The sequence below is a fragment of the uncultured Bradyrhizobium sp. genome (assembly GCF_936928535.1).
GTDB lineage: Bacteria > Pseudomonadota > Alphaproteobacteria > Rhizobiales > Xanthobacteraceae > Bradyrhizobium.
Map to the genome: position 1 here is coordinate 15729 of NZ_CAKZHY010000102.1, position 25485 is coordinate 41213.

At 64.1% G+C, this 25485-nt stretch carries 22 protein-coding genes and 2 pseudogenes; 14 read left to right on the forward strand and 10 right to left on the reverse strand.

Translation table 11 applies throughout. From position 1 onward, the window contains the following. Positions 1-137: 137 nt before the first annotated feature. From Q0687_RS22185 to Q0687_RS22215, 7 genes are all read right to left on the reverse strand, one after another. Complete coding sequence (locus Q0687_RS22185) at positions 138-935, reverse strand: carbohydrate ABC transporter permease (protein ID WP_298881358.1); 798 nt, start codon at positions 933-935, stop codon at positions 138-140. After that, positions 932-1819 carry a sugar ABC transporter permease gene (locus Q0687_RS22190; RefSeq protein WP_298881405.1) on the reverse strand — a complete coding sequence of 296 codons (888 nt, stop codon included), beginning with the start codon at positions 1817-1819 and terminating at the stop codon, positions 932-934. The genes Q0687_RS22185 and Q0687_RS22190 overlap by 4 nt, the downstream gene beginning before the upstream one ends. A 166-nt stretch (positions 1820-1985) precedes the next feature. Then, positions 1986-2309 (reverse strand): hypothetical protein, encoded by a 324-nt coding sequence (locus Q0687_RS22195; protein ID WP_298881361.1) that lies wholly within the window; start codon positions 2307-2309, stop codon positions 1986-1988. 15 nt (positions 2310-2324) lie between these two features. Continuing rightward, positions 2325-2795, reverse strand: a complete 471-nt coding sequence (locus Q0687_RS22200; RefSeq protein ID WP_298881364.1) for a DUF302 domain-containing protein — start codon at positions 2793-2795, stop codon at positions 2325-2327. Between the two features lie 10 nt (positions 2796-2805). Next, a complete protein-coding gene (locus tag Q0687_RS22205) occupies positions 2806-3354 on the reverse strand; it encodes a c-type cytochrome (RefSeq protein ID WP_298881365.1) in 549 nt (182 codons plus the stop codon). Next, complete coding sequence (gene soxC / locus Q0687_RS22210) at positions 3341-4612, reverse strand: sulfite dehydrogenase (protein ID WP_298881368.1); 1272 nt, start codon at positions 4610-4612, stop codon at positions 3341-3343. The genes Q0687_RS22205 and soxC overlap by 14 nt, the downstream gene beginning before the upstream one ends. 120 nt (positions 4613-4732) lie before the next feature. Next, positions 4733-5089, reverse strand: a complete 357-nt coding sequence (locus tag Q0687_RS22215) for a carboxymuconolactone decarboxylase family protein (protein ID WP_363323976.1) — start codon at positions 5087-5089, stop codon at positions 4733-4735. 103 nt (positions 5090-5192) lie between these two features. Here Q0687_RS22215 and Q0687_RS22220 point away from each other — a divergent pair, with 103 nt between their 5' ends. Beyond that, a complete protein-coding gene (locus Q0687_RS22220; protein ID WP_298881371.1) occupies positions 5193-6170 on the forward strand; it encodes an AraC family transcriptional regulator in 978 nt (325 codons plus the stop codon). Here the strand turns inward: Q0687_RS22220 and Q0687_RS22225 are convergent. After that, positions 6133-7920, reverse strand: coding sequence for a peptide ABC transporter substrate-binding protein (locus Q0687_RS22225; protein WP_298881373.1), 1788 nt, complete (start codon positions 7918-7920; stop codon positions 6133-6135). The two genes, Q0687_RS22220 and Q0687_RS22225, sit on opposite strands and share 38 nt — an antisense overlap. 285 nt (positions 7921-8205) lie before the next feature. Here Q0687_RS22225 and Q0687_RS22230 point away from each other — a divergent pair, with 285 nt between their 5' ends. Together Q0687_RS22230 and Q0687_RS22235 are read left to right on the forward strand one after the other, a co-directional pair. Continuing rightward, on the forward strand, positions 8206-8802 hold the full coding sequence (locus Q0687_RS22230) for a hypothetical protein (RefSeq protein ID WP_298881376.1): 597 nt from the start codon (positions 8206-8208) through the stop codon (positions 8800-8802). Positions 8803-8970: 168 nt separating this feature from the next. After that, entirely contained in the window at positions 8971-11292 is a 2322-nt protein-coding gene (locus tag Q0687_RS22235) for a molybdopterin guanine dinucleotide-containing S/N-oxide reductase (protein WP_298881378.1), read from the forward strand. 18 nt (positions 11293-11310) lie between these two features. On the opposite strand, the gene Q0687_RS22240 is transcribed toward Q0687_RS22235, so the two are convergent. Next, complete coding sequence (locus tag Q0687_RS22240) at positions 11311-11886, reverse strand: TetR family transcriptional regulator (RefSeq protein WP_298881381.1); 576 nt, start codon at positions 11884-11886, stop codon at positions 11311-11313. Positions 11887-12032: 146 nt separating this feature from the next. Here Q0687_RS22240 and Q0687_RS22245 point away from each other — a divergent pair, with 146 nt between their 5' ends. The 11 genes and pseudogenes from Q0687_RS22245 to Q0687_RS22295 all read left to right on the forward strand — a co-directional run bounded on the left by Q0687_RS22245 (position 12033) and on the right by Q0687_RS22295 (position 24921). Next, entirely contained in the window at positions 12033-13472 is a 1440-nt protein-coding gene (locus Q0687_RS22245; RefSeq protein WP_298881383.1) for an MATE family efflux transporter, read from the forward strand. Between the two features lie 163 nt (positions 13473-13635). Beyond that, positions 13636-14430: a MetQ/NlpA family ABC transporter substrate-binding protein gene (locus tag Q0687_RS22250; protein WP_298881385.1), complete on the forward strand. Its 795-nt coding sequence runs from the start codon at positions 13636-13638 to the stop codon at positions 14428-14430. A 127-nt stretch (positions 14431-14557) separates the two neighbouring features. After that, positions 14558-15592 (forward strand): putative FMN-dependent luciferase-like monooxygenase, encoded by a 1035-nt coding sequence (locus Q0687_RS22255; RefSeq protein ID WP_298881387.1) that lies wholly within the window; start codon positions 14558-14560, stop codon positions 15590-15592. 32 nt (positions 15593-15624) lie between these two features. Continuing rightward, the gene (locus Q0687_RS22260; protein ID WP_298881412.1) at positions 15625-16224 is read left to right on the forward strand and encodes a CMD domain protein; all 600 of its coding nucleotides are present in this window, start codon (positions 15625-15627) and stop codon (positions 16222-16224) included. A gap of 15 nt (positions 16225-16239) precedes the next feature. After that, complete coding sequence (locus Q0687_RS22265; RefSeq protein ID WP_298881389.1) at positions 16240-16818, forward strand: alkylhydroperoxidase domain protein; 579 nt, start codon at positions 16240-16242, stop codon at positions 16816-16818. A 61-nt stretch (positions 16819-16879) separates the two neighbouring features. Further along, positions 16880-18037: an ABC transporter substrate-binding protein gene (locus Q0687_RS22270; RefSeq protein ID WP_298881391.1), complete on the forward strand. Its 1158-nt coding sequence runs from the start codon at positions 16880-16882 to the stop codon at positions 18035-18037. A gap of 53 nt (positions 18038-18090) precedes the next feature. Then, complete coding sequence (locus Q0687_RS22275) at positions 18091-19914, forward strand: ABC transporter permease (RefSeq protein ID WP_298881393.1); 1824 nt, start codon at positions 18091-18093, stop codon at positions 19912-19914. Next, complete coding sequence (locus tag Q0687_RS22280; protein WP_298881396.1) at positions 19914-20762, forward strand: ABC transporter ATP-binding protein; 849 nt, start codon at positions 19914-19916, stop codon at positions 20760-20762. The genes Q0687_RS22275 and Q0687_RS22280 overlap by 1 nt, the downstream gene beginning before the upstream one ends. Beyond that, a complete protein-coding gene (locus Q0687_RS22285) occupies positions 20759-21499 on the forward strand; it encodes an ABC transporter ATP-binding protein (protein ID WP_298881399.1) in 741 nt (246 codons plus the stop codon). The genes Q0687_RS22280 and Q0687_RS22285 overlap by 4 nt, the downstream gene beginning before the upstream one ends. Positions 21500-21634: 135 nt before the next feature. Beyond that, complete coding sequence (locus tag Q0687_RS22290) at positions 21635-22657, forward strand: HoxN/HupN/NixA family nickel/cobalt transporter (RefSeq protein WP_298881401.1); 1023 nt, start codon at positions 21635-21637, stop codon at positions 22655-22657. Beyond that, positions 22638-24921, forward strand: a pseudogene (locus tag Q0687_RS22295) (TonB-dependent receptor). Before Q0687_RS22290 ends, Q0687_RS22295 begins: the two are co-directional and overlap by 20 nt. Here the strand turns inward: Q0687_RS22295 and Q0687_RS22300 are convergent. Beyond that, positions 24918-25485 (reverse strand): annotated as a pseudogene (locus Q0687_RS22300) (ATP-binding protein); the annotation flags it as partial. The pseudogenes Q0687_RS22295 and Q0687_RS22300 overlap by 4 nt on opposite strands.

A 25485-nucleotide genomic window follows, 5' to 3' on the forward strand; every position in this document is an offset into this window, starting at 1 on the left:
AACTTGAAGGCGAGTTGGAGGGCCGGTGCCAAGCGGGAGAGACAATTCAAATGTTTCAATCGGTTAGATGGCGGAGCCGGCTAGACCCGAGCAAGTGTGCTCTTGCAGCACACTGCGCCCGGCGCGTGGTGTCCCGATTACGTCCGGATCACAAAACCCTTCGCGAGGTGATTGCGCACGAAATAGATCATCGCGATTCCCGGCACGACGGCGAGCACCGTCATCGCCATGACAAGGCCGAAATCGGTTCGAAAACCGAACAGGCCGTTGATGGCCATGGTGATCGGCTTGCCACCGGTGGTGGTCAGGATGCGGGCCAGCACCACCTCCACCCAGGAGAAGATGAAGCAGAAGAACGCGGCGACGCCGATGCCAGGCGCAATCGCCGGAACGAGGTGGCGAAAGAAGAAGCTCGGTAGCGAATGGCCGTCCAGGAACGCCGTCTCGTCGAACTCGCGCGGCACCGCGGAGATAAAACCCTCCAGGATCCAGATCGAGATCGGAATGTTGAAGACGCAGTGGACCAGCGCGATGCCGACAGGCGTATTGGCAAGGCCGATTTGAGCGAACAGCACGAATATCGGCAGCGAAAGCACGACGGTCGGCGTGATCCGGAATACCAGCAGCAGGAAGAAGAGCTGGCGATCGCCGGCGAAGCTGTAGCGCGCGAACGCATAGGCGGCCGGCAGCCCGACGCCGAGGCATAGCGCGACATTCAGCACGACGTAGATGATGGAGTTGACGATCGAGTCCTTCAGAGCGGTTGAATGCAGGATGTTCTGGTAGTTGACGAGGCTGAAGTGCCCCTCCGCGATCCCCGCTCTTGGCAGCGTCGAGACGAAGCTGGTGATGATCGTCTGCGCCAGCGGCACAAGGATGAAGACGCCGATCACGGCAAACAGGGCGATACGCCCCCACGATGGCGACGACTTCACGTGATGGGCTCCTCGGTCGGCGCCGTGGCGGTTGCCCCGGCGCTCATGGCCGCCTTGAAGGTCCATGCCACCGTGAGCACGATCAGGAAGTAGACAATCGAGCGCGCTGCTGATGGTCCGTAGTTGAAGGACAGGATCTCCTCGCCGAGGTCGAGACTGAGAAAGGCGGTTGCGCTGTCGGGGCCTCCTGCATTGATGCGGAAGGCCTCGATATAGATCATGAAACTGTCCATGAATCGCAGCAGCACGGCCATCGACAGCACGGTCTTCATTTTCGGCAGCTGAATGAAGCGAAACACCTGCCATTGCGACGCGGCGTCGATGGCCGCGGCCTGGTAGTAGGCTGCCGGAATGCTGGAGATGCCGGCATAGGCCAGCACGACGACCAGCCCCAGCCAGTGCCAGGTGTCCATCACCACCAGCACGATCCAGGTGTGCAAGGCGTTGAACTTGTAGTCGAAGCCGATGCCCAGCCACGCCAGCATCTTGCCGGCGAGACCGGCATTGGGATTGATGAAGTTGAGCCAGATCACCGGGATCATGTTCCAGGGCACCACCAGCGGCACGGTGATCAGAACGAGGACCGTCGAGACGATGACCTGGCTGGAGCGTTGCAGCAGCAGCGCGATCCCGATGCCGAGCGGCACCTGGATCGACAAAACGATCGCCGAGAACAGGAAGCTGCGTCCGAGGCTGGCGTAGAAGCGCTCCGAGGTGACGATGTTCCGATACCAGTCGACGCCGACCCAATAGGGGTTGTTCAGGCTGAACAGGTCCTGGAAGGAATAATTGGTAACGGCGATCAGGGGCAGGATTCCGACGAAGGTCACGATGACCAGCGCAGGAAGCACCAGGAACCAGGCTCTGAGATCGTATGGCTTCATGTCGAACGATTGCAGCGGAATACGCCGGTCACGAAAAAAGGCCTCGATTGACACCGAGGCCTTTCCAGCATTCCGGATCAAGTCTGAACTAGCCCTTCATTAAGGGTGAATCCAAGAGGCGGCGGCGCAGCCCAGTTCCGCGCCGCAATCATGTGTCGATGTTCCGTCAGCGCGGCGTGCCGCGTCCGTCCTCCGGATCGCTGTCCGGCTCGGAGATGATCACCACCGGCTCATCATAGCCCTTGCGGCTGCTGTAGAACACCAATGCCATCAGGCCGGCGCCGACAAGGAGCGAGAACACGACGCCGATCACGAGCGCGACATAGCCCGCCTCGGGCACCTTGGTATCGGTGCTGGTCCAGCCGAGATAGCCGAGAATGCAGGCTGCAAGGAGCAGGGCTGATAGGACTGCGATGACGACCCATCTGGATAATTTGCCGCCTTCGGAGCCGGACGGAGCGACGGCCGCTTGATTGTCTGTGCTGGTCATGGATGCCTCCTCACACTATGGCGCAGTGGCCTTGGTCGCGATCGCTTGCAACGCCCCCGTCAGTGCCGCGACGGCGGGCTTGGCCGGCTCACCGGCGCCGTGACGTTGTGCGAGAAACGCCGGATCGTTGTAGGACAGCCAGGTCGCGCCTTGCTCGTCCTGCCAGACCAGCGCCTTCAACGGCAGGTCGATGCCTGCCGTCTGCGCCTGCTGCATCAACGGCGTGCCGCCCTTGGCATTACCGAAGATGAGCAGATCGGTTGGCCGCAACTTCAGGTCGACGGCGGCTGCACCCGCGGTGTGATCGACATGGGCGAACACGGTGAGGCCTCTGGCCTTCACCTCGGCCTCGAGCCGCTTCATCGTATCCTCAGGTCCAAAATTACTTCTGATGGTGATGAGTCCGTCCGCGGCCATGGCTCGGGTCTCCCATAAACATGTCGTTGCGATCAGCGCGACGATCCGGATCAATCTCGAAAGCGTCACGCGCAAGCGCTCACCTCTTGTGAAACAGTTTCGCTGGGTCGAATTCCGGATCCGGAACAAAACCGTCGCGATTGGGCATCCTGATTTTCGGCAAGGAGTCCTTGTCGAGCTTGCCGTCGGCGGGAACGATGCCGTTGAGGCTCAGAATGTAAGCGGTGACGGCGTAGGTCTCGTCGGTGCTGAGCGAGCCCGGCGTCGGATATGGCATCGCACGATGGACGTAATCGAACAGCGTCGTCGCGTAGGGCCAGAAGCTGCCGACCGTCTTTACCGGCGTGTTGGAGGCGAGCGTGCCCTGTCCGCCGACAAGACGATCCTTGATGCCGCCTTGGCCGTTCTCGCCATGACAGGCCGCACAATTGTCGGCAAAGACCTGCTTGCCCTGCGTGGCGGTGCCGCTGCCATCAGGCAGGCCCTTGCCATCGGGACCGACGTCGATGTCCCACAGCTTGATCTCATCGGGCGCTGCCGGACGACCGAAATCGAACGCGAGCGCGGGCGCCGCGAGCAGGCCGGTGGCGAGAATGCCGGCGAGAAGCAGCTTGCTATGCGAGGACATTGCGAACCCTCCCGGCTTCATCGATGCTCCAGCTTTGCTGGGCGTTGTAGTGAAACAGCGCATTCGTCCCCATCGCCGCGATGAAGGATTTCCGGTCCGGCTGAACATTACCCTGCTCGTCGATGGAGCGGCTGACGATCGTGGTCGGCTTGCCGTCCCAGGCCCAGTCCATCTGGAATCGCACCTGCGCCTTGGGCAGCACCGGCAGGCTCAGTTGCGCCTGCTGCCAGGTCTTCGCGCCGTCGGTCGAGATCTCCACTTTGGCGATCTTGCCATGGCCGCTCCAGGCAAGGCCGGAGATGCTGATGTAGCCGGGCTGGATCTGCATCATGCCCGAGGGCCGCGTGATGACGGAATTGGTGTCCATCCGCAGCTGGAATTGCCGTGCCTTGCCGTCGGCAAGCAGCTGCGTGTAACGCGCGGTCTCCCAGCGTGTCATCCAGGGCGCGTTGCCGAATTTGAGACGGCGCAGCCATTTGATGTTGAGGTTGCCCTCGAAGCCCGGCATCACCAGCCGCATCGGAAAGCCGTGCGCGGGCCGCAGCGGCTCGCCGTTCTGGCCATAGGCGATGAAGGCCTCGTTCACGATCTCGTCGGTGAGGGGGATGCTGCGGTCGACGCCGGCGCCGTCGCCGCCTTCTGCCAGCATCCAGGTCGAGTCCCTGTCCTTGGCGACCTGGTCGATCAGGAACTTGAGCGGCACACCGGTCCATTCATTGGTGCTGACGAGGCCGTGCGTGTTCTGCACCGTCAGCTCGGGATCGGCCTTCTTCCAGTTCTCCCAGCCGTTGCCTGTGCATTCGATGAAGACCACGCGCGAGATCGACGGCATCCGCTTGAGGTCGTCGACGCTGAACACCAGCGGCTTCCGCACCATGCCGTGGATCAGCAGCCGGTGTTGCGCAGGATCGATATCCGGCACGCCGGAATGGCTGCGCTCGTAGTGCAGGTCGGTCGGCGTGATGTTACCGACCAGCTTCTGATGCGGCGTCTTGGAATTGATGGCGTCGCCTGGATCGATGTTGCGCTTGCCCGGCGTCGCCTCCGGGATACGATCGATCTTGACGAAGCGGGATCTTTCGCTGTGCGCGCCAAGTTCGGCTCCGGGCCCGCGATCGGGGACATCAGCCAGCGATTCGGCATGGGCGGCCTCGGTCGCCGCCGCGCCCAAAATGCCTGCCGACAGGCCTCCCACGAAGCCACGGCGCGACATGTTCGCAGACCGTGACAACATTTCGATTGGCGTCTTGAACGTCATACGATCTCCCATCGGTCATCGTGCGTTTTGAAAACCGGATTGCTCCCATGTCACGACATGTACCGGATGCCGCAAAGATTGCTCGTTAGGTTGTGTTAGAAGGAGTGAGCGTTGGCGCGCTCACTGCCATGATCGTTCAAGCTTCCTTTTGAAGGCCTCGTGCGCGCGGGTCGAGTAGACCAGAGCCGCGCCGGCGTTGACCGGGATCGCTGTGCCGAGCGCCTCGGCAAGCTCGCCTTCAGTCGCGCCATGCTTCTTGGCTTCGGCGGCATGGACGGTGATACAGCCGTCGCAACGCAGGCTGATGGCGACGGCGAGCGCGATCAGCTCGCGCGTCTTGGCGTCGAGGTGGGCGGTCCTGGCGCCAGCACCGCTCAGTGCTGCGTAGCCCTTGATCGTGTCCGGCGACAGCTTGCCGATCTCGCTGACGCTGGCGACGAGCTGACGGCGATAGTCGTTCCAGTCAAGCATGGCCATGTTAACCTCCGTTGCGGTTCCGGCCTGTAATGTGCCGGCGCTTGCCGCTCGGGGATATGGCCGGGCGGCTCGGGCTCGTATCCGCGCGGATCAAGGAGTGCTGATGTCGGAGGCTGAGGCAGCCGAATTGTTGAAAGCGATGGTGCCGCTGTTCAGGATACGTCCGGTGATCGAGGACTCCTGCAGGTTCGGCGGCAGCTGGGAGTCGCTCCATACGCCGAACGGGCGCGGATGGGCGCAATTCCATCTGGTGACGCGTGGTTCATGCGTTGTCGAGCGTCCTGGCCTCGGTGCGCAGAGGCTGGAGGCCGGCGACATTCTCCTCCTGCCGCACGGTGACAGCCATCTGGTGCGGAGCGAGGTGAGGGGCGCTGCAGGCCGGGTCTCGACCGCAATCCGCAATGGCGTCCGTCAGCGCGCCACGGCCGATGCTGCGGTCGATACCGAGCTGCTCTGCGGCCGTTTCCTGTTCGAAACCTCGGATGAGAATCCGCTGATCGCGGCTCTTCCCGACGAGATCATCCTGCGCACGGCCGGCGAACCGCTGCTGGAAAGGTTTCGGCGACTGTTGCTCGACATCCGCGAAGAGCTGGACGCAGGCCGGGCCGGATCGGAAATGGTCGCCGCCGATCTTGCGCGTGCCATTTTCGTCATGATGCTTCGCGACCATTTGACCGGGCAGGCTTCAGAGAAGGGCGCACTTTCGCTTTTGCAGGACCGGACCACGGCCCGCGTTGTGCTGGCGATCCTTGGCGATCTCGCCCGTGACTGGACGCTCGACGAGATGGCGGACGTGGCGATTGCCTCTCGTGCGACGCTGGTGCGCGCCTTTCAGAAGCGCGCGAGCGTTGCGCCGATGACGTTCCTGTCGGATCTCAGATTGGCGGTCGCGCGCAAGCGGCTGGCCGGCACGTTGGACCCGATCGCGAAGATCGCCCACGAGGTCGGCTATGCGTCCGAAAGTGCGCTGAGCAAGGCCATCATGCGCAAATACGGCGTGCGACCCGGCGCGCTGAGAGAGCCGGGTTCGCAAGGGTCTGCCGTCAACTCCGATACCAGCTCGCAATATTCCACGTCGTGACGTCCCACCCCGATATGTCCGTCATCAGGCCATTGACGGCGCCGCCGACGATGTAGCGCGACAGCAGCGGCAGGAAGATGTTGGCCTCGCAGAAGATCTCGCCGACCTTGATCAGCAGCGCGGCGCGCTTGACCGGATCGAGCTCGTTCTGCGCGGCCTTGTAGGCCTTGTCAGCCTCCGGATCGGACCATCGCGAGACGTTACGGCCGAGCCATTTGTTTTCCTTGTCGGCGATCTCCCAGGAGACGCACTGGTTCAGGAACCGCTCCGGATCCGGCTGCGGCTGGGTCGCGTTGTACATCTCCATGTCGCAATAGAATTTCGTGTAAGTATCGGGGTTGCCGGCATCGGACGAGAAGAACACCGAAGCGGTGACCGATTTGAGCTCGATCTCGATCCCGGCCTTCTGGCAAGCCTGCTTGATGATGGCCTGCGTCTTCTGGCGCGGCGCGTTGATCGAGGTCTGGAATACGTATTTCAGCTGCTTGCCATCCTTCTCGCGGATGCCGTCTGCACCCATCTTCCAGCCGGCTTCGTCGAGGATCTTGTTCGCCTTGTCGATATTGAACTCGTATTTCAGCTTGCCTGACTTAAACTGCGGTGGCTGGTTGACGAAGCTCGCCGTGGCAATCGCAGCGCGGCCGTAGATGAATTTCTGGATGCCCTCGCGATCAATCAGCAGGTTGAGTGCCCGGCGCACGGCCGGATCGGATAGCGTCGGATGCTTGGTCCTGGCGTTGGATCGTTCGCCGTCGATCTCGGTCCACGGATCCGTGGTGTTGAGGATGATGAACTCGATGCCGCCGGCGGTCGTGTACTCGACCTTGCCTTTGCCCCCGGTCTCCATGCGCTTGAGGATTTCGTCCTCGACCAGCAAATTCCAAGCATAGTCGTATTCGCCGGTCTGCAGCACGGCGCGGGCAGCCGAGACGGCGTCTCCGCCGCCCTTGATCTCGAACGTGTCGAAAAAAGGCTGGTTCTTGACGTGATAGTCGGGATTGCGTTCGGCCCGCAGCAGATCGCCCGGCTTGAACTCGACAAACTTGTAGGGACCGGTGCCGACCGGCTTCAGATTGCCCGGCGCGTCGCGCGATTTCGCCCCGACATAGTCGCCGAAATGATGCTTTGGCAGGATCTGGCCGACCGCCCCGACGAAAGGATCGGCCCAGAACGGGGTCGGGGCCTTGAACTTGACCTTGACGGTGTGGTCGTCGATCTTTTCGACCGTAATGTCCTTATAGGATCCCGTGGTGTAGGCGGCCGTCGCGAGATCGGCGGCGTAGGTCCAGGTGAACACGACGTCGTCGGCCGTGAAGGGCTTGCCGTCGTGCCACGTCACGCCCTGCTTCAGCTTCCAGATTACGCTGGTGCCGTCAGCCGAAAGGCCGCCATTCGCCTTGGTCGGGGTCTCGGCGGCGAGACAGGGGATGAGATTGCCCTCCTTGTCCCAGCCGGCGAGCGGCTCGAAGAAGATGCGTGAAGCGACCTGGTCCTTGGTGCCGAGCGCGAAATGAGGATTGAGCAAGGTGGGCGCCTGCCAAACCAGCATCCTGAGCGGACCGCCGCCGCCAGCCTTGGTCGGTTTGTAGGCAAGCGTGGCATTGGCCATCGCCACGTCGTTCCAGAGCAGGATCTGGCTGGCAATGGGAGCCGTGATCCCGACCGCGGCCATGGTCTGGATGAACAAGCGTCGCGATAGCGTGCCTTGCTTCACTTCCGCGATAGCCCTGCGGATGTCGTTTTCGTTCATCAGATGACCCCACCTCTCAAGGAAACGTCGTCACCGGCAACCCATCATGTTGCATGATGGAGAGGGCAGCAATGCCGACGATGGTGGAAAGCGTTGCGACGAAATGCCGTGCGCACTCGGCAGGATGATCTGGTGCAGCTGGGCAGCTTCTGCCGGGATACATTTGCCGGCGTCACGAAGCTGCCGACCGGCTTTCGCGATAAGTCCTTGATGGCAATGATGCTCTCTGCTGGCACGCGCATTGCACGTCAAACGTGTGTTTGGCAATGACAGTGGAGTTCGCGTATGAGCGTCAGCGGCATGAGCAGCATTAGTAGTGGAAGCACGGCGAGTTCGTCGTCATCCCCGAACCAAGCGAAATCGGCGGACGGCTCGCAAGGAGACGTCTCGGCCTTCGCCTCGCTGATGCACGAAGGCGCGCCTTATGACGAGGTCAAGGTCGACCTGCCGAATGGGATGTCGGTCGGTATTGTCCATTTCGGTGGCGGCGGCTTTGACAGCAGCGCGCTCAAATCCATCGAAGACTTCGTGCAGAAGTTCGCGAGCCAGACTGTATCCGGAGCGACGTCTGAAACCTCGTCAGGGACGTCTGAAACATCGTCCTCCAACGCCGATCAATCGCAGAATCACGACACGCCCAAGATCGTCGGTCTCGATATGATTCATGTCAATCTGCCGAACGGGCTCTCGTTCGAGGTCATCCATTCCTCCGGCAATCAGGTGACAGACAGCGCCGCGGTGATGAAAGAGCTCACGGAGGCGGCCGAGGAGCTGACTGAATCCCTCGCGCAATATTCGCCGACATCGTCGGCGGCGTCCGCCTATGCTGCGCAGCAGGGGTCGTCATCCGGTCGCACGAGCCAGCTCGACGCTCAGAGCTGAGCAGGGCTCCGCACTCCGCAGGTCGTCGTGCGATCTGCGGGATGCGGCCATGCGCGCGGTTCCAGACGTCGGTAATCCGTTGCCCTGCACGCGCCGCGCTCATTATATTGGCCCGATGATTGCGACCGGAGCCGCCTGCACGGCGTTTCCTGCGATGAGGGCCACGCGATGGACAATACGATTGGCTTCCCCGACCCCGGCCTCGATTTGTCTGACGGATTCAAGCCGCACACCTCGCATTGGGGCGTGTTTTCAGCGCGAAACGGCAAGGCTGGACTCGAGGTGCGGGCCTATGCGGGCGATCCCGATCCGAACGGCATCATCGACAATTTCCCCGGCGCCTTGCGCCATCAGGCCCGTATAGCGCAGCCCGCCATCCGGCGCGGCTGGCTCGAGCGCGGGCCCGGTCCGGATGACAGGCGCGGCCGCGACGAATTCGTCTCGGTCAGCTGGGAGAAAGCGCTCGATTTGCTCGGCGACGAGCTGATGCGCATCCGCGATACACATGGCCCGGGTGCCGTGTTCGGCGGCTCCTATGGCTGGGCGAGCGCGGGCCGTCTGCATCACGCGCAGAGCCAGGTGCACCGCTTCCTCAACATCGCGATGGGCGGCTATGTCCGCTCGGTGAATTCCTATTCCTCCGGCGCGTCCTCGGTGCTGTTGCCGCAGATCCTGGCGGGCTATGAGGATATCACCAAGCGCAACGTCACCTGGGAGCAGATCGCCACCGAAACCGAGATCGTGCTCGCGTTCGGCGGCATGGCGCTGAAGAACTCGATGGTGGCCGGCGGCTCGATCAGCAAGCATGTCGAACGCGGTGCGATGCAGGCGGCGCGCAAGCGCGGCTGCGAGTTCATCCTGATGAGCCCGCTGCGCGAGGATTTGCCTGAAGAGGCCGGCGCCGAATGGATGACATGCACGCCTGGCACCGACACCGCGCTGATGCTCGGCATCGTCCACACGCTGGTCAGCGAAGACTTGCACGACCAGGCTTTCCTCGATCGCTACACCGAGGGATGGCCGGTGTTCCTGAGCTATCTCACCGGCGAGGGCGATGGACAGCCCAAGCACGCTGAATGGGCTGCCGCGATCTGCGGCGTCGACGCCACCACGATCCGGAACCTGGCGCGGCGCCTCGCCGGCAAGCGCGCGGTCATCACCGTCTCGCATTCGCTCCAGCGTGCCGAGCATGGCGAGCAGCCGGTCTGGATGGGCATGGTGCTGGCGGCAGCGCTCGGCCAGATCGGCCTTCCCGGCGGCGGCTACGCCTATTCGCTTGGCGCGATCGGCTATTACGGCCGCCGGGTCAACGACGTGCCGGGGCCGACGCTGGGGCAGGGGCGCAATGGTATCCGGGACTTCATTCCGGTGGCGCGCATCGCCGACATGCTGCTCAATCCGGGCGCGACCTATCGCTACAATGGCGAGACGCGCACCTATCCGGACATCCGCCTGGTCTATTGGGCCGGCGGCAATCCGTTCCATCACCACCAGGACCTCAACCGCCTGCGCAAGGCCTTTGCGAAGGTCGACACGCTGGTCGTGCACGAGCTTGCCTGGACCGCGACCGCCCGCCACGCCGACATCGTGCTGCCCTCGACCATGACGCTCGAGCGCGAGGACATCGGCTATTCCAGCAACGATCCCTTGATGGTCGCGATGCACCGCATCGCCGAGCCATTTGGCCTCGCGCGCGACGACTACGAGATCTTTGCCGATCTGGCCGATCGCCTCGGCGCCCGTGAGCCTTTCACCGAAGGGCGCAGCTCGCGGCAATGGCTGGAGCATCTCTACGAGCCGGTGCGTGCTTCACTGGCCAAGCGTGGCCTGGAGGCCCCGAGCTTCGAGCAGTTCTGGAAGCGCGGCAGCCTGGTCGTGCCGCAGCAGCCCGACGACGGCGGCCGCTTGCGCAGTTTTCGCGAGGATCCGGTCGCACACCCGCTGCCCACGCCGAGCGGGCGCATCGAGATCTATTCCGCCAAGATCGCCGGCCACGGCGATGCGGATTGTCCTGGCCATCCGGTCTGGCTCGAGAAGAGCGATATGCCGAAGTCAGGTGCACCGTGCTTCCTCGTCGCCAACCAGCCGGTGACGCGGCTGCACAGCCAGCTCGATTTCGGCGGACATTCGCTGGGCGCAAAGCATCGTGGCCGCGAGGTCGCGCGCATGAATCCGCGCGATGCAGACGCGCGCGGGATCAAGGATGGCGACATCATCCGCCTGTTCAACGAGCGCGGCGCGTGCCTCGCCGCGGTGCATGTCACCGACGGCATCGCCCCCGGGGTGGTGCAATTGCCGACCGGCGCCTGGTACGATCCGATGGACCCGCAAGACGACGCGCCGCTCTGCGTTCACGGCAATCCGAACGTGCTTACCCGCGACATCGGTACCTCGTCCTTTGCGCAGGGCTGCACCGGCCAGCTCACCACGGTGGAGGTGGAGAAGTTCACCGGCAATCTGCCGCCGATCCGGGCATTTGATCCGGTGTAGCGTCCTGCTCGCTACACCTCAGCGCTCGTTCGCGATTGCTAGTGCGGCTTCCACCGCATTCTCCAGAATCTCGTCGGACAACTTCTTGTCGTTGACCGCGCGCGCCAATTGCAGCGCACCGACCATGATCGAATAGATCGTGATTGCCTTGCGCCGTCTCTCTTCTGCGGTGCCTTGCCTGATCTGCTCCGCCATCAGCACGACGAGGTCGGACACCTTGCCGGTAAAGGCATCGCGCGTCGCCCGCGGGTGCCGCGCGATTTCTCCGACCAGCGCGGCGGTCGGGCAGCCGGTGCCGGCGTGATCGCGGTGCCGCGTCGAGAGATAGTCGCGGATCACCGTTTCGACAGGGACGCCGTTCTCCAGATTGGCCTTGTGCCGCTCCTCGCGCCTCGTGAGCGCCTCCACGAGGACCTCCCGCACCAGGTCTTCCTTGGAAGCGAAGTGGGTGTAGAAGGCGCCGTTGGTGAGACCTGCCTCAGCCATGATGCCGGCGAGGCCGACTGCGGCAATCCCGCTCTCGCGGAATCTCGCAGAGGCGACATCGAGGATGTGCCGGCGGGTCTCGTCCTTGTGTCCTTTTTCGTAGCGCATGGCCTCAACTCCCCGCGTTGCCCGGCCTGACGTCCATGGCCACGACATCGTGAGCGATTTTCCATTGCATTACGATCATAATAATACATTATGGACGTAATGCAATGGTTGCAGCGCTAACCCTGGAACAGAACGGGACCTCAGGAATGTCAGTCGAGGATGTTGCCGCACCGGGCTTGCCCGCAATGGAGGCCCCGCCGCACCGCGCAGTGCTTCGCCCCCCTGCGACGACCGCCGACCAGCGCCGCGCCGCGCTTCTGACCGCGCCGATCCTGCCGACGCTGCTCAAGCTCGCGGCGCCGACGGTGACCGTGCTGGTGGCGCAGACCGCGGTGAACATCGCCGAGGCCTATTATGTCGGCTATCTCGGCACCGATGCGCTGGCGGGTGCCGCGCTGGTGTTTCCGATCTTCATGCTGATGACCATGATGTCGAACGGCGGGTTCGGCTCCGGCGTCGCCTCGTCGGTGGCACGCGCCGTCGGCGCCGGCCGCCGGGGCGATGCGGATGCGGCGCTGTTCCACGCCATCGTGCTCGCAATTATCGCGGGCGCGTTGTTTACGCTCGGAGTCCAGTTCGGCGGCGCCGTCTTGTTCCGTGCGCTCGGCGGCCGCGACGGTGCGCTCGACGCCGCCGTCACCTATTCCAGCTATCTCTTCGCTGGCGCTATTCCGGTGTGGATCGTCAATCTCCAGGCCGCCGCGCTGCGCGGCTCGGGCAACGTCAAGGTGCCGGCGCTGGTGACGCTGATCGGCGCCATCGTGACCATTCCGGTCTCTCCGCTGCTGATCTTCGGATTCGGACCCATTCCAAGCCTCGGCATCGGCGGCGCCGGCATAGCCTTCGGGCTCTACTACGGCGCGGCGATGCTGTTCCTGCTGCGCTACATGTCCTCGGGTGCATCCGGCCTGCGGCTGCACATCGTGCCGCTGCGCGCAAAAATCTTTGGCGACATGCTCAAGGTCGGCATCCCCACCGCGTTGAACGCGGTGCTGACCAACCTCACCGTCATCCTCGTCACCGGCGCGGTCGGCCTGTTCGGCACCTCCGCGCTTGCCGGCTACGGCATCGCCTCGCGGCTCGACTACATCATGATTCCGCTGCTGTTCGGCATCAGCACGGCGACGCTGACCATGGTCGGCGTCAACATGGGCGCAGGCGAGACGGCGCGGGCGCAGAGAATCGGCTGGGTCAGTGGCGCCGCCGGCATGATCATGACTGGTTCGATCGGCCTGTTGGTCGCGATTTTTCCAACCGCCTGGCTGCATCTCTTCAGCCACGATACCGATGTCGTGAATGAGGGCATGACCTACCTGCGCGTCGTGGCGCCGGCCTACGCGGCGCTGGGGTTCGGCTTCGTCACCTCATTCGCAACCCAGGGCACGGGCCGCGCGATGGGGCCACTTGCGGGCGCGGTTGCGCGTATCCTGATCGCGGCTGGCGGCGGCTGGATTGCGGTTGAATATTTCGGCGCGGGCATGACCGGGCTCGCCGCCATGGTGACGGCGTCGCTTGCCGCCTATGCCGTGATCTGCGTGCTGATCATGCTGTCGCCGTCGACCTGGCGCGCCGAGCCGCGCGCCTAGGAAGAGCCTGCCCACGGCCAGCACCTGCCGCAATTTGCGTTCGTTTCCCATTTGGTGGGGAACGGAGAAGCGTTGGCCGCTGTTGGCGGTCAATATGGATATTCATTTCATTGATTTCGCCTGGCGGAGAAGCGAATACGGTTCCATCAATTGTCGCTGAGTCATGGAGACCAAGATGTCGTTTCGCCCTGCCCTGATCCTCGCAACCATGCTCGCCGCCTGGTCGGCCGCGGCAGGCGCGGAGACCATCAAGATCGGCGTGACGCCGGGTCCGCATGCCCAGGTTCTGGAGGCCGTGAAGCCGATCGCCGCCAAGCAGGGCCTCGACATCCAACTGATCGAGTTCTCCGACTACGTGGTGCCGAACGCCGCGCTCGATGCCGGCGAGATCCAGGCCAATTCGTTTCAGAACCAGCCTTATCTGGATAACCAGAAGGCCGACCGCGGCTACAAGATCGAGTCCGTCGCGCTGACGGTGAATTTTCCGATCGGCGTCTACTCCAAGAAGCACAAGGCCTTCGCCGACATTCCCGAGGGCGGTAAGGTCTCGATCCCCAACGATCCGACCAATGGCGGCCGCGTCCTGCTGCTGCTGCGCGACAAGGGCGTGATCAAGCTGAAGGACGGTGTCGGCTACAAGCCGACCGTGCTTGATATCACCGAGAACCCGAAGAAGCTGAAGTTTATCGAGGTCGACGCAGCGCAGGCGCCGCGCGCGCTCGACGACGTCGACGCCGCCGCGATCAACACCAATTATGCAACCCAGGCGGGCCTAGATCCGGTCAAGGATCCGATCCTGCGCGAGGACCCCAAGGGCCCCTATGTCAATTTGATCGCGGTGCGCAGCGCCGACAAGGACAAGCCCTGGGTCAAGACCCTGGTCGACAGCTACCACACGCCCGAGGTCAAGGAATTCGTCCTCACCAAGTTCAAGGGCGCGGTGCTGCCGAGCTGGTAGGCAGTCTGCCTAGCCAAAGGTCTAGCACAGGGGCGCGATCCCGGCGGGCAGCCTTGCGCATTGCCCGCTTGTGTCGGGCCCTCTCAACCGACATCATCGGGATCCATCCTCGCCCGACAGGGGTCGTATGAAACGCTTTGCAAACCTGAAACGCCTGGGATTCTTCACGCGCCTGCTCGATGAGGCCCCGCCGGCCGAGCGTTATCGCTTCGCCGCCGAGCAGATCGTGCGCGCCGAAAAGGCGGGACTCGATTCCGCCTGGATCGCGCAGCACCATTTTCACGAGCGCGAGGGCGGGCTGCCGTCGCCCTTCACCTTTCTCGGCTATGTCGCAGCCCAGACCTCGCGCATTCGCCTCGGCACCGGCATCGTCACGCTGCCGCTGGAGAGCGCTGTCAGGGTGGCAGAGGACGCAGCGGTGCTCGATCTGCTCTGCAACGGCCGCTTCGAGCTCGGAGTCGGCACCGGCGGCAACCCCTCGGCCTTCGCCGCCTTTGGCCTCGACGGCACCCAGCGCAACGAGATCTTCGCACGCAATCTGGAGGTGGTCCGCAAGGCGCTGACCGGCAAGCCGCTCGACGGCGGCGACACGCTCTACCCGCAGCGGCCACAGCTCGACAAGCGGATCTGGCAGGCGACCTTCTCGGTGGCCGGCGGCGCCCGCGCCGGCAAGGCCGGCGACGGCCTCTTGCTCTCGCGCACCCAGCCGCGGACCAAGGACGCGCCGAACGCCACGCTCGCCGAGATCCAGAACCCGATCATCGACGCCTATCTCGAAGCGCTGCCGCCGGGCGCGGAGCCGCGCATCATGGCCTCGCGCAGCGTGTTCGTGGCCGACGATCATCGCGAGGCGATGCGGCTTGCCGATATCGGCCTGCGACGGGCGCTGCCGCAATTCATGAAGAGCGGTCACCTTCCTCCGGGCGAGACCCTGGAGGAAATGATCACGGCGTTCGATACCCATGTCGGCGGCGCTGACGAGGTCATCGCCTCGCTGCGTACGGATGCGACGCTGGATCGGATCACCGATCTGGTGTTTCAGGTCCATTCGGTCGATGCGCCGCATCCCTATGTGCTGCGCTCGATCGAGCTGGTGGCTGAAAAAGTCGCGCCCGCGCTGGGCTGGACCAGGACGGCGCCCGAAGTGGCCCTCGCGGGCTAGTCGGAATTGAGAGAATTGCACGAGGCTGAATGATGGCGACGACAGATATCATCGACAAGCTTGCCGGCATCGAGCCGGGCTCCGCGCTCAACAGCATCCGCGGCAAGCGCGTGCAGGCGCGTGAAAACGCTCAGAAGAGCTATCTTTCCCTGTTCGAACCGATCGACGCCGGCGATTTCTCGCTGCTCGAACGCGCCGCAGTCGCGGCCTTCGTGACCGGGCTCCATGGCGAATCCCCGGTTGCCACCTTCTATCGCGACAAGCTTGCCGCGACCGCCGGTGGCCCAGCGCTGCTCCAGGCGATCGACGCCGAGATCGCGCGGGGCAAGACCTCGGGGCCCTATGGCTCGTTTCCGGCAGGTCCGCTGTCGGTCGAGAACACGGCCGGCCTGATATATCGCGTGGATGCGGCGAGCAAGGCTGCTCTCGGCAACAGGCTCGTCGCAGCGCTCGGGCATGCGCATCTGCTGGTGTTCCGGCCGCGCGATGCGGCCTCAAGCGACATGAAGGCGCTGCTGGCCGCGGGCTGGTCGACCACCGGCATCGTCACCTTCTCGCAACTCGTCGCGTTCCTGTCGTTCCAGGTGCGGGTCGTCAGCGGCTTGCGCACGCTAGCCGCCGCGAACGCATAAGAGGAGGCCGCAATCATGAGCGCCACCGTCAATCCGCCCGTCGTCTTCACCCAGGATGAGCTCGGCTGGGTCTCCTGGATCGAGCCGTTACCCGAGGCCGAGCTCACCGAGCGGCACTTCAACGGTCTCGTCGATCGCGCCCGCGCCAAGTCGGAATATTTTCGTCTATTGGTGCGCGATCCCGAGGTGCTGGAGGCCCGCACCAAGACCGACAAGGACATCTTCTATAACGTCGCCGACGGCCTGCCGCGCGCCGAGCGCGAGCTCGCGGCGGCCGCGACCTCGCGCTACAATGGCTGCATCTATTGCGCCTCGGTGCATGCGCGCTTTGCCAGCACCTATTCCAAGCGGCGCGAGGACGTGCAGAAGCTGCTCGATGAAGGCGTCAAGGCCGATCTCGGCGAGCGCTGGAACGCCGTGGTCAAGGCCTCGGTCGCACTGGCATCGACGCCGATCGCGTTCGGTCCGGACAATATCAAGGAGTTGCGCAGTGCGGGCCTCGACGATGCCGAGATCGTCGATGTCATCAATGGCGCTTCGTTCTTCAACTGGGCGAACCGGCTGATGCTGTCGCTCGGAGAGCCCTCGAAATAGTCAATCTCACCGGCACAAGACTTGCTGCTTGTTTTCAACACCTGAATGGATGGAGCCGACCATGAGCAACATCAATCGCCGAACCCTGGTCAAGGGCTCACTGGCCGCCATGATGGCCGGAGCAGCCTTCTCCCGCACTGCCTTCGCCGCTGATGCTGATCCGATCCTGCTCGGCGTCAGCGGTCCGCTGACGGGACCGAACGCGCAATACGGCACGCAATGGAAGCAGGGCTTTGATCTCGCGCTCGATGAGATCATGGCCGCCGGCGGCATTAACGGCCGCAAGCTCGCTTACACCTTCGAGGACAGCCAGAGCGATCCGCGCCAGTCCGTGGCGATCGCACAAAAATTCGTCTCTGATCCCCGCATCGTGCTGGAACTCGGCGATTTCTCCAGCCCCGCCTCGATGGCAGCCTCGCCGATCTATCAGCGCGGCGGCCTCGTGCAGTTCGGTTTCACCAATTCACACCCTGACTTCACCAAGGGCGGCGATTTCATGTGGAGCACGTCGGTCAGCCAGGCCGACGAGCAGCCGCTGCTGGCGCGATATGCCGTGAAGCGCCTCGGCCTGAAGAAGCTGGCAGTGCTGCATCTTAACACCGATTGGGGCCGCACCAGCCGCGACTATTTCAACAACGCCGCCAAGGAATACGGCGCGGAGATCGTCGTCACCGAAGGCTATATCCCCGAGGAGCGCGACTTCCGCTCCACCCTGGTGCGCGTGCGCGATGCCAATCCCGATGGTCTTGTCCTGATCTCCTATTATTCCGACGGCGCGCTGATCGCGCGCCAGGCGCGCCAGGTCGGGCTCAAGCAGGTGATCTGCGCCGCGAGCTCGGTCTACTCGCCAAAGTTCCTGGAGCTTGGCGGTGATGCCGTCGAGGACGTCCATGTCGGCACGCGGTATTTCCCGGAAGATCCGCGGCCGGAGGTGCAGAACTTCATCGGCGGCTTCAAGAAGAAGTATAACGGCGTCGAGCCGGACGCCTTCAACGCCTACGCTTATGACGCCATGAACATGGCCGCCGCCGTGGTGAAGATCGGCGGCACCGACCGCAAGGCGATCCGCGATGCCTTCGCCAAGGTCAAGGACGTCCCGAGCGTCATCTTCGGCACCGCGACGTTCGATGTCGCCACCCGCCGCGTCAAGGGCGCGATGAATGCCGAACTCGTCGTGCGCAAGGGCCAGTTCACGGTTTGGGACGGCAAGCCCACCTGAATCTCCTGGCCGGCGCTTTGCTCCGGCCCTTCTCCCTTCATTAGGAACCCTGCGTGTCTTCCTGGCTCGACTACACCATCAACGGGCTGATCGTCGGTAACGTTTACGCCCTCGTTGCAGTCGGGCTTGCGCTGATCTTCGGCGTCAGCCGACTGATCAATTTCGCGCAGGGCTCGATCTACCTCGTCGGCGCCTATATCGGCTGGGTTGCGGTGGTGCAGCTGCATACGCCGCTGCCGCTCACCATCATCTTCGTTGCGGTGGTGGCCGCTCTGGTCGGGTTGATCATCGAGCGGTTCGGCCTGCGGCCGCTGCAGAACTCGGTCCGCATCGCGCCGCTGCTGGCGACCATCGGCATCAGCTTCGTGCTCGATCAGCTTGTCATGCTGACCTTCTCGCCCAATCCGCGCGCACTGCCGAGCCAGTTGCCTGATGTCCGCTTCGAGGTCGGCGGTGGCACCATTGGTCCGCTTGATCTCCTGATTGCCGGTGTTGGTATCTCCAGCGCGCTCTTGTTGTTCGTGTTCCTGCGCTATACCAAGCTCGGCTGGGCGGTGCGCGCCGCCTCGCAGGACCGCGACGCCGCGATGCAGATGGGCGTCGACGTCAACCGCGTCAATCAAACCGTGTTCGGCCTTGCGGCGGCCCTTGGCGGCGTCTCCGGCCTGCTGGTCGGCATGTACTACAACCAGATCGACACCGCGATGAGCTTGCAGGCAACGCTGAAGGGCGTCGTCGCCGAAGTCGTTGGTGGCGCCGGCAATGTGCCGGGCGCGGTCATCGGCAGCATGCTGCTTGGTCTCGTCGAGAGCTACGGCGTCGCCGTGTTCGGGACCAGCTATCGCAATCTGTTCGCCTTCCTGCTGCTGATAGTCGTGCTGGTGCTGCGGCCGAACGGCCTGTTCGCGAGCGCCCGGCAGGCGCCGCCCGAGCCGCTCACCGGTACCTTCATCGCGCCGAGCAGGCCGGTGCGGATTCCACGCTGGGCCTTGGTCGTCGCGGTCGCACTGTTTGCGGTCCTGCCGCTGCTGCCGGTGTCGTTCTACGTGCTGCAGACCCTGATCAACGCCTGGCTGCTCGGCATGCTCGCGCTGAGCCTCACGCTGGTGGCCGGCACGATTGGGCAGGTTTCGCTCGGCCACGCCGCGCTGCTCGCGATCGGCGCCTATACCTCGGCACTGCTTTCGCTCACGCTCAACGTTCCTGTCGGTCTCGCCATCGTCGCCGGCGGCTTGATGAGTGCCGCGCTCGGCACGATCCTGATCTCGCCGTCGTTCCGGCTGCGCGGGCATTACGTCTCGATCGCGACGCTCGCCATCGGCGAGATCGTTTCGCTGGTGATTTTGAACTGGGAGAGCGTCACGCGTGGCCCGATCGGAATTTCGGGTATCCCACCGCTGTCGTTGTTCGGCTACGATCTGGTCGATCCGAGAACGGTCTACTGGTTCGCGTTTGCCGTGATGGTTGTGCTCGCGCTGGTGCAGGGGCGGTTGCTGGGCTCGCATCTCGGCCGCAGCTTTCGTGCCATTCGCGACGACGATATCGCCGCGCGCGCCTACGGCCTCAGCCTGAACCGTTACAAATCGCTCGCCTTCATCTTCGGTGGCTTTGCGGCCGGCGTCAGTGGTGGCATCGCGGCGCATCTGTATTCCTACATCAACCACGAAACCTTCAACACGCAGCAATCGATCCTGGCGCTGACGGTCGTGATCCTCGGCGGGCTCGGCAATGTCGTCGGAGCGATCGTCGGCGCGGTCGCGCTAGTCGGCATCCCCGAGATGTTCCGGATCGCGGCCGAGTACCGCATCCTGATCTACGGCATCGTGCTGCTGCTGCTTGTGCGGTTCAGGCCTCAGGGCCTGTTGGGGACGATCTGATGGCGGAGACGATTGCACCGCTGTTGTCCCTGCGCGGGCTGACCCGCCGCTTCGGCGGCCTCACGGCCGTCGATGGCATCGATCTCGATCTCGCCAAGGGCGGGCTCGTCAGCATCATCGGCCCGAACGGCGCTGGCAAGACCACGCTATTCAATCTCGTCACCGGGCTGGACCGACCGGATGCGGGTGAGGTTCGTTTCGAAGAACGCGACATTACCGGCCATTCGCCGGAACGGCTGGCAGCGCAAGGCATCGCGCGAACCTTCCAGCTCGGCCGCGTCTTCGGCAATCTCAGCGTCATGGACAACGTCCTGATCGGTGCTCACACGCGGTTGCGTGCCGTGAAGCCGGCCGTGCCCGTGATCGGTCCGCTCTTGGAATTGGGCCTGGCGCTGCTGCGCCCTGCAAGCGTCAAGGCCGAGGAAGAGCGGCTGCGCGAAGAGGTGAAGGTCATTCTCGCCCGCTTCGGTGAACGGCTGCTGCCGCGGATCGACCAGCCGGCCTACAGCCTTTCCTACGCCAACCGCCGCCGCGTCGAGATCGCACGTGCGCTGGCGCTGAAGCCGCGCCTCTTGTTGCTGGACGAGCCGACCGCCGGCATGAACCCGAGCGAGACCGCGGAGATGCAGGCGCTGGTCGCCGAATTGAAAGCAGAAGGGCTCACCATCCTCCTGATCGAGCACAAGCTGGAGATGGTGATGCGGCTCTCCGATCGCGTCATCGTCATGGATGAGGGCAAGAAGATCGCGGAAGGGCCGGGCGAACAGGTGCGCAACGATTCCAAGGTGATCGAGGCCTATCTTGGCCACGGCCTGTCCGGAACAGCAGAGCAGGAGAGCGCGGCATGACCACGGGCGCATCGGAACCGCTGCTGGCGCTGACTGACGTCAACACTTTCTACGGCCAGGCCCAGGTACATTTCGACTTGTCCATCAATGTCGGTCGTGGCCATATCGTCTGCCTGCTCGGCGGCAATGCCAGCGGCAAATCGACGACGATGAAGATCATCCTGGGCCTGATGAAGCCGCGCTCGGGCGAGGTGAGCTTCGACGGCGCCTCGCTGATCGGCCTCACCACGCCGCAGATCGTTCGGCGCGGAATTGCCTCGGTGCCGGAGGCCCGCCGGCTGTTCGCGGACATGAGCGTGCGCGAGAACATCCTGATGGGCGCTTTTGTGCGCAACGACCGCGAGGCTGTTGCGCAGGATCTCGACAAGATGCTGACGCTGTTCCCGAAGCTCGGCCAGCGGCTGTCGCAGCGCGCCGGCTCCCTGTCGGGCGGCGAGCAGCAGATGGTGGCGATGGCGCGCGCGTTGATGAGCCGGCCGCGCCTGATCGTGATGGACGAGCCGACCATGGGCCTGTCGCCGCTTTATGTCGATCGCGTGCTGGAGCTGATCCGCACCATCAACCAGGAAGGCGTCTCGGTCTTCATGGTCGAGCAGAACGCCAGCCTCGCGCTCGAGATCGCGCACGAGGCCTACGTGCTCCAGACCGGCAGGATCGTCCTGTCCGGCTCCGCCCGGACGCTGAAGGACGATCCCCGCGTGCGCGACGCCTATCTCGGCGGCAGCGAAGCCGCGTAAGCGGAAAATGTCCTGCCGCCTTGGGATGGCGCTAGTCAGTATGATGATTTTATGGAATCCTCATACTGGTGACGCAACGAGGCGCGCGGCGGAATGAGTTTCGTAACGAGGTCTTTGCGGGCGGTTGAGCCCGGAATGGTGCTGCTGTTCGGCGGGCTCGTCGCCGCCAATTTTGCGGCATGGGTCTGGGCATTCGCAGCGTTCGGCGACCGGCCCGCGGTGATGGCGACCGCGCTGCTCGCCTGGGTGTTCGGCCTACGCCACGCCGTCGACGCCGACCACATCGCCGCCATCGACAATGTCGTGCGCAAGCTGATGCAGACCGGCGATGCGCCGCGCAGTGTCGGTCTCTATTTCGCGCTCGGTCACTCCACCGTCGTCGTGGTCGCGACCATGCTGCTGGCGGTCGGCGTCGTCAGCCTCGGCGGCGACAGCCTGCTGAAGGACATCGGCAGCCTGATCGGCACATCGGTGTCGGCGCTGTTTTTGCTGTTGATCGCGGCGATCAACCTCGCGATCTTCGCCGGCCTGTGGCGGACCTTTCGCGCGGCGCGCGAGCAGGGCGTTCACGATGCCGCCGGGTTGGAGGTGCTGCTCGCGAGCCGCGGCTTGCTCGCGCGCCTGCTCGGCCCGATGTTTCGGCTGGTGACGAAGCCCTGGCACATGTTTCCACTCGGATTGCTGTTCGGCCTCGGCTTCGACACCGCAACCGAGATCGGCCTGCTCAGCATCTCCGCCACTGAAGCTGCGCGTGGTGTCCCGCTCGCCGACATCCTGGTCTTTCCCGCGCTGTTCGCATCCGGCATGGCGCTGGTCGACACCGCGGACTCGGCTCTGATGGTCAGCGCCTATCGCTGGGCCTTCGTCGATCCCATGCGCAAGCTCTGGTACAACCTCACCATAACTGGTGCCTCCGTCGCGGTCGCGCTGTTCGTCGGCGGCATCGAGGCGCTCGGCCTGATTAGCGACCGCCTCGGCCTGTCCGGCGGCGTGTGGGCTCTGGTCGATAGCCTCAACGAGTCCCTCGCGAATGTCGGCTTCGCGGTGATCGCTTTGTTCGTGATCGCTTGGCTGGTCTCGAGCCTGCTCTACCGTCGCATGTTTGTAGAGTCGCGCGATGGCACGCCGAATGATCTCGATGCGACCGAGGCGGCCTAAGCGCTACGTCGCTCTCGCGGCGCTCCCGGCCTTCGTCCTTGTCGCCGGCGACGGCAAGGCGTTCGCCCAGAGCGAACTGCCGCCGGTCGAGGTGAGGGGCAGCGATGTACCTCATCACACCAAGCCGTCCGCGGCGCGGCGCGCCACCAAACCGGCGGCAGCGAGGCGCCCCGTGGTCGCTCAGCCGGGTCCGGCAGCGGGCTCCGGCACTGTTGCCTCCGGCGCGAAGGGACCTCCGAGCATGGCGAGCGAGATGACCTTCTCGGGAGAGGCGATCAACGCGCACCTTCACGCGGCCGGGCGAGGCGCTCGAGGCCGTGCCGGGGCTGATCGTCACCCAGCATTCCGGCGAGGGCAAAGCCAACCAGTACTTTTTGCGCGGCTATAATCTCGATCACGGCACCGATCTGGCCATCACCGTCGACGACGTTCCCGTCAACATGCGCACCCATGCGCATGGCCAGGGCTATGCCGACCTGAACTGGCTGATCCCGGAAACCATCGGCACGATGGACGTGCGCAAGGGACCGTATTTCGCCGACGAGGGCGATTTCGCTTCGGTGGGCAGCATCCATATCGGCCTGATCGACCGCACCGAAAAAGGCCTCGCCCAGGTCACCGTCGGCAGCTTCGGTTATCGCCGCCTGCTCGGCATGGACTCCGCCAAGCTTGGCGACGGTTCGCTGCTTGTCGCCGGCGAGCTCGGCACCTATGACGGCCCGTGGGTGAATCCAGACGATGTCCGCAAGCTCAACGGCCTCGTGCGCTACAGCCAGGGCACCGCCACCGACGGCGTCTCGGTCACCGGCATGGCCTACGCCAACAGATGGAATTCGACCGACCAGGTGCCGCAGCGCGCGATCACCTCAGGCTTTCTCGACCGTTTCGGTTCGGAAGATCCCAGCGACGGCGGCAATACCAACCGCTTCGCGCTCTCGGGCCGCGTGGCGCAAAGCGACGACGCGGGGTCGTGGAAGGCCAACGCCTATGTCGTGAAGAGCCAGCTCGATCTCTTCAACAACTTCACCTACTATCTCAGCGATCCCGTGCTCGGCGACCAGTTTCACCAGCACGACGACCGCCTGATGGCCGGTGCCAATATCTCACGCACGCTGAACGGCTCGTTCGCGGGCCTGCCGATGCAAACAACATTCGGCCTGCAATCGCGGTACGATGCGATTGATCTCGCGCTCTCCAACACGTTCCAGCGCAGCTTCCTGTCGAGCGTTCGCAGCGACAAGGTCGGCGAGGGCAGTGTCGGCATCTATGCCGAAAACACGGTGCGCTGGACCGACTGGCTCCGGACGACGGTTGGCTGGCGCGGCGACTACTACAACGCCGACGTCACCTCGCTGTTCAATTCCAACAATTCCGGGCACGTTGATGCTTCGCTCGGCAGTCCGAAATTCCGGATGGTGCTCGGCCCCTTCAACCAGACCGAATTCTTCTTGGGCGCCGGTTACGGCATGCATTCGAACGACGCCCGCGGCGCGACCACGACGGAAGACCCGAGTGATTCCACGACAAAACTCTCGCCGTCGCCACTGCTAGTGCGCACGCGTGGTGCCGAAGTCGGAGTTCGTAGCAGGATCATTCCCGGTCTCGATAGTTCGTTCAGCGTCTTCATCCTCGACCAGGATTCCGAGATCCTGTTTTCGGGCGACGCCGGCGACACCGAGGCCACGCGCGCCAGCCGCCGCTACGGCTTCGAATGGACCAACCATTATCGCCCGCGCTCCTGGATCGACATCGATGCCGATCTCGCGATGACGCATGCGCGCTTTCGCGGCTATGACAGCGATCAGGCGGCGGTCTACGCCTCACTCGCCGGCTATCCCGAAGCGCAGATCGGCAACGTGCCCGGCAATTACATTCCGAACGCGCCGCCGATGGTGGCGTCCGCCGGCATCACGCTCGGCGACAAGACCGGCTGGTTCGGGGCATTGCGCTGGCGCTATCTCGCGGCGAGCCCGCTCACTGAAGACAATGCGTTTCGCTCGTCCGCGACCAGCATCTTCAACGGGCGGCTCGGCTATCGCGCAGACAACGGCTGGCGCATCCAGCTCGATGTGCTCAATCTCTTCAACACGCAAGCGAACCAGATCACCTATGCCTATGGTTCGCTGCTCAAGACCGACACGCTGTACAATCTTTGCACCGGCGGCGTCGCGCCGACGGCCGTCTGCCAGAATGGCGTGATGGATTACGTGCTGCACCCGGTCGAGCCGTTGACGTTTCGGCTGACAGTGGCGGGCGCGTTCTAGGCCGACGCCGCGCTCGCGACCTGATCCACCGGCTGGTCGTCGCCATTGGGATCGCCTGGCGCGGTCGCCCAGGCCAATTCCACCAGCGTCACGAACCGGCGCCCGGCGCCGTCGAGCTGGACCACGATCAGGCCCTGCTCCTCCATATAGCCGAGCAGGCGCTGCGCCCGGCGCAGCGAATGCGAGCCATAGGCGCGTGCGATCGCGGCATCGCCGGGGCAGGGCCAGCCTTCTTTCGCCGCGCGCGCAATCATCATGAACACGCCCTGCATGTCGTCAGGCAGGATCGAGGCGCGCAGCGTCACCTCCCGCCAGGCGTCGTCCTCGGCAATGTCAGTGCCGAGCCCGGCGCGCGCATGCGTCAGCATGCGGCGAAATTCGGTGAGATCAAGCACGGACGCGCCGAGCCCTTCGATGCGGCAGCGAACCACGAATTCCTGATAGAGCACGCCGATGGCGCGGAATCCGGCATCGGGCGCGGCCAGCACGGCGCGCAGCGTCCGATCCACGCGCTCGCGCCGCTCGGCGAGCTCCTCGGCGCTGATCAGCACCTCGACCTCTTCG

Excerpts from the sequence above, each read along its gene's own strand:
- Q0687_RS22285 (WP_298881399.1), top strand. The coding sequence starts at position 20,759 with ATGACCACGGGCGCATCGGAACCGCTGCTGGCGCTGACTGACGTCAAC.
- soxC (WP_298881368.1), bottom strand. The coding sequence starts at position 4,612 with ATGACGTTCAAGACGCCAATCGAAATGTTGTCACGGTCTGCGAACATG.
- Q0687_RS22270 (WP_298881391.1), top strand. The coding sequence starts at position 16,880 with ATGAGCAACATCAATCGCCGAACCCTGGTCAAGGGCTCACTGGCCGCC.
- Q0687_RS22220 (WP_298881371.1), top strand. The coding sequence starts at position 5,193 with ATGTCGGAGGCTGAGGCAGCCGAATTGTTGAAAGCGATGGTGCCGCTG.
- Q0687_RS22250 (WP_298881385.1), top strand. The coding sequence starts at position 13,636 with ATGGAGACCAAGATGTCGTTTCGCCCTGCCCTGATCCTCGCAACCATG.
- Q0687_RS22230 (WP_298881376.1), top strand. The coding sequence starts at position 8,206 with ATGAGCGTCAGCGGCATGAGCAGCATTAGTAGTGGAAGCACGGCGAGT.
- Q0687_RS22195 (WP_298881361.1), bottom strand. The coding sequence starts at position 2,309 with ATGACCAGCACAGACAATCAAGCGGCCGTCGCTCCGTCCGGCTCCGAA.
- Q0687_RS22290 (WP_298881401.1), top strand. The coding sequence starts at position 21,635 with ATGGTGCTGCTGTTCGGCGGGCTCGTCGCCGCCAATTTTGCGGCATGG.
- Q0687_RS22245 (WP_298881383.1), top strand. The coding sequence starts at position 12,033 with ATGTCAGTCGAGGATGTTGCCGCACCGGGCTTGCCCGCAATGGAGGCC.
- Q0687_RS22225 (WP_298881373.1), bottom strand. The coding sequence starts at position 7,920 with ATGAACGAAAACGACATCCGCAGGGCTATCGCGGAAGTGAAGCAAGGC.
- Q0687_RS22190 (WP_298881405.1), bottom strand. The coding sequence starts at position 1,819 with ATGAAGCCATACGATCTCAGAGCCTGGTTCCTGGTGCTTCCTGCGCTG.
- Q0687_RS22215 (WP_363323976.1), bottom strand. The coding sequence starts at position 5,089 with ATGGCCATGCTTGACTGGAACGACTATCGCCGTCAGCTCGTCGCCAGC.
- Q0687_RS22205 (WP_298881365.1), bottom strand. The coding sequence starts at position 3,354 with ATGTCCTCGCATAGCAAGCTGCTTCTCGCCGGCATTCTCGCCACCGGC.
- Q0687_RS22240 (WP_298881381.1), bottom strand. The coding sequence starts at position 11,886 with ATGCGCTACGAAAAAGGACACAAGGACGAGACCCGCCGGCACATCCTC.
- Q0687_RS22235 (WP_298881378.1), top strand. The coding sequence starts at position 8,971 with ATGGACAATACGATTGGCTTCCCCGACCCCGGCCTCGATTTGTCTGAC.
- Q0687_RS22280 (WP_298881396.1), top strand. The coding sequence starts at position 19,914 with ATGGCGGAGACGATTGCACCGCTGTTGTCCCTGCGCGGGCTGACCCGC.
- Q0687_RS22255 (WP_298881387.1), top strand. The coding sequence starts at position 14,558 with ATGAAACGCTTTGCAAACCTGAAACGCCTGGGATTCTTCACGCGCCTG.
- Q0687_RS22265 (WP_298881389.1), top strand. The coding sequence starts at position 16,240 with ATGAGCGCCACCGTCAATCCGCCCGTCGTCTTCACCCAGGATGAGCTC.
- Q0687_RS22260 (WP_298881412.1), top strand. The coding sequence starts at position 15,625 with ATGGCGACGACAGATATCATCGACAAGCTTGCCGGCATCGAGCCGGGC.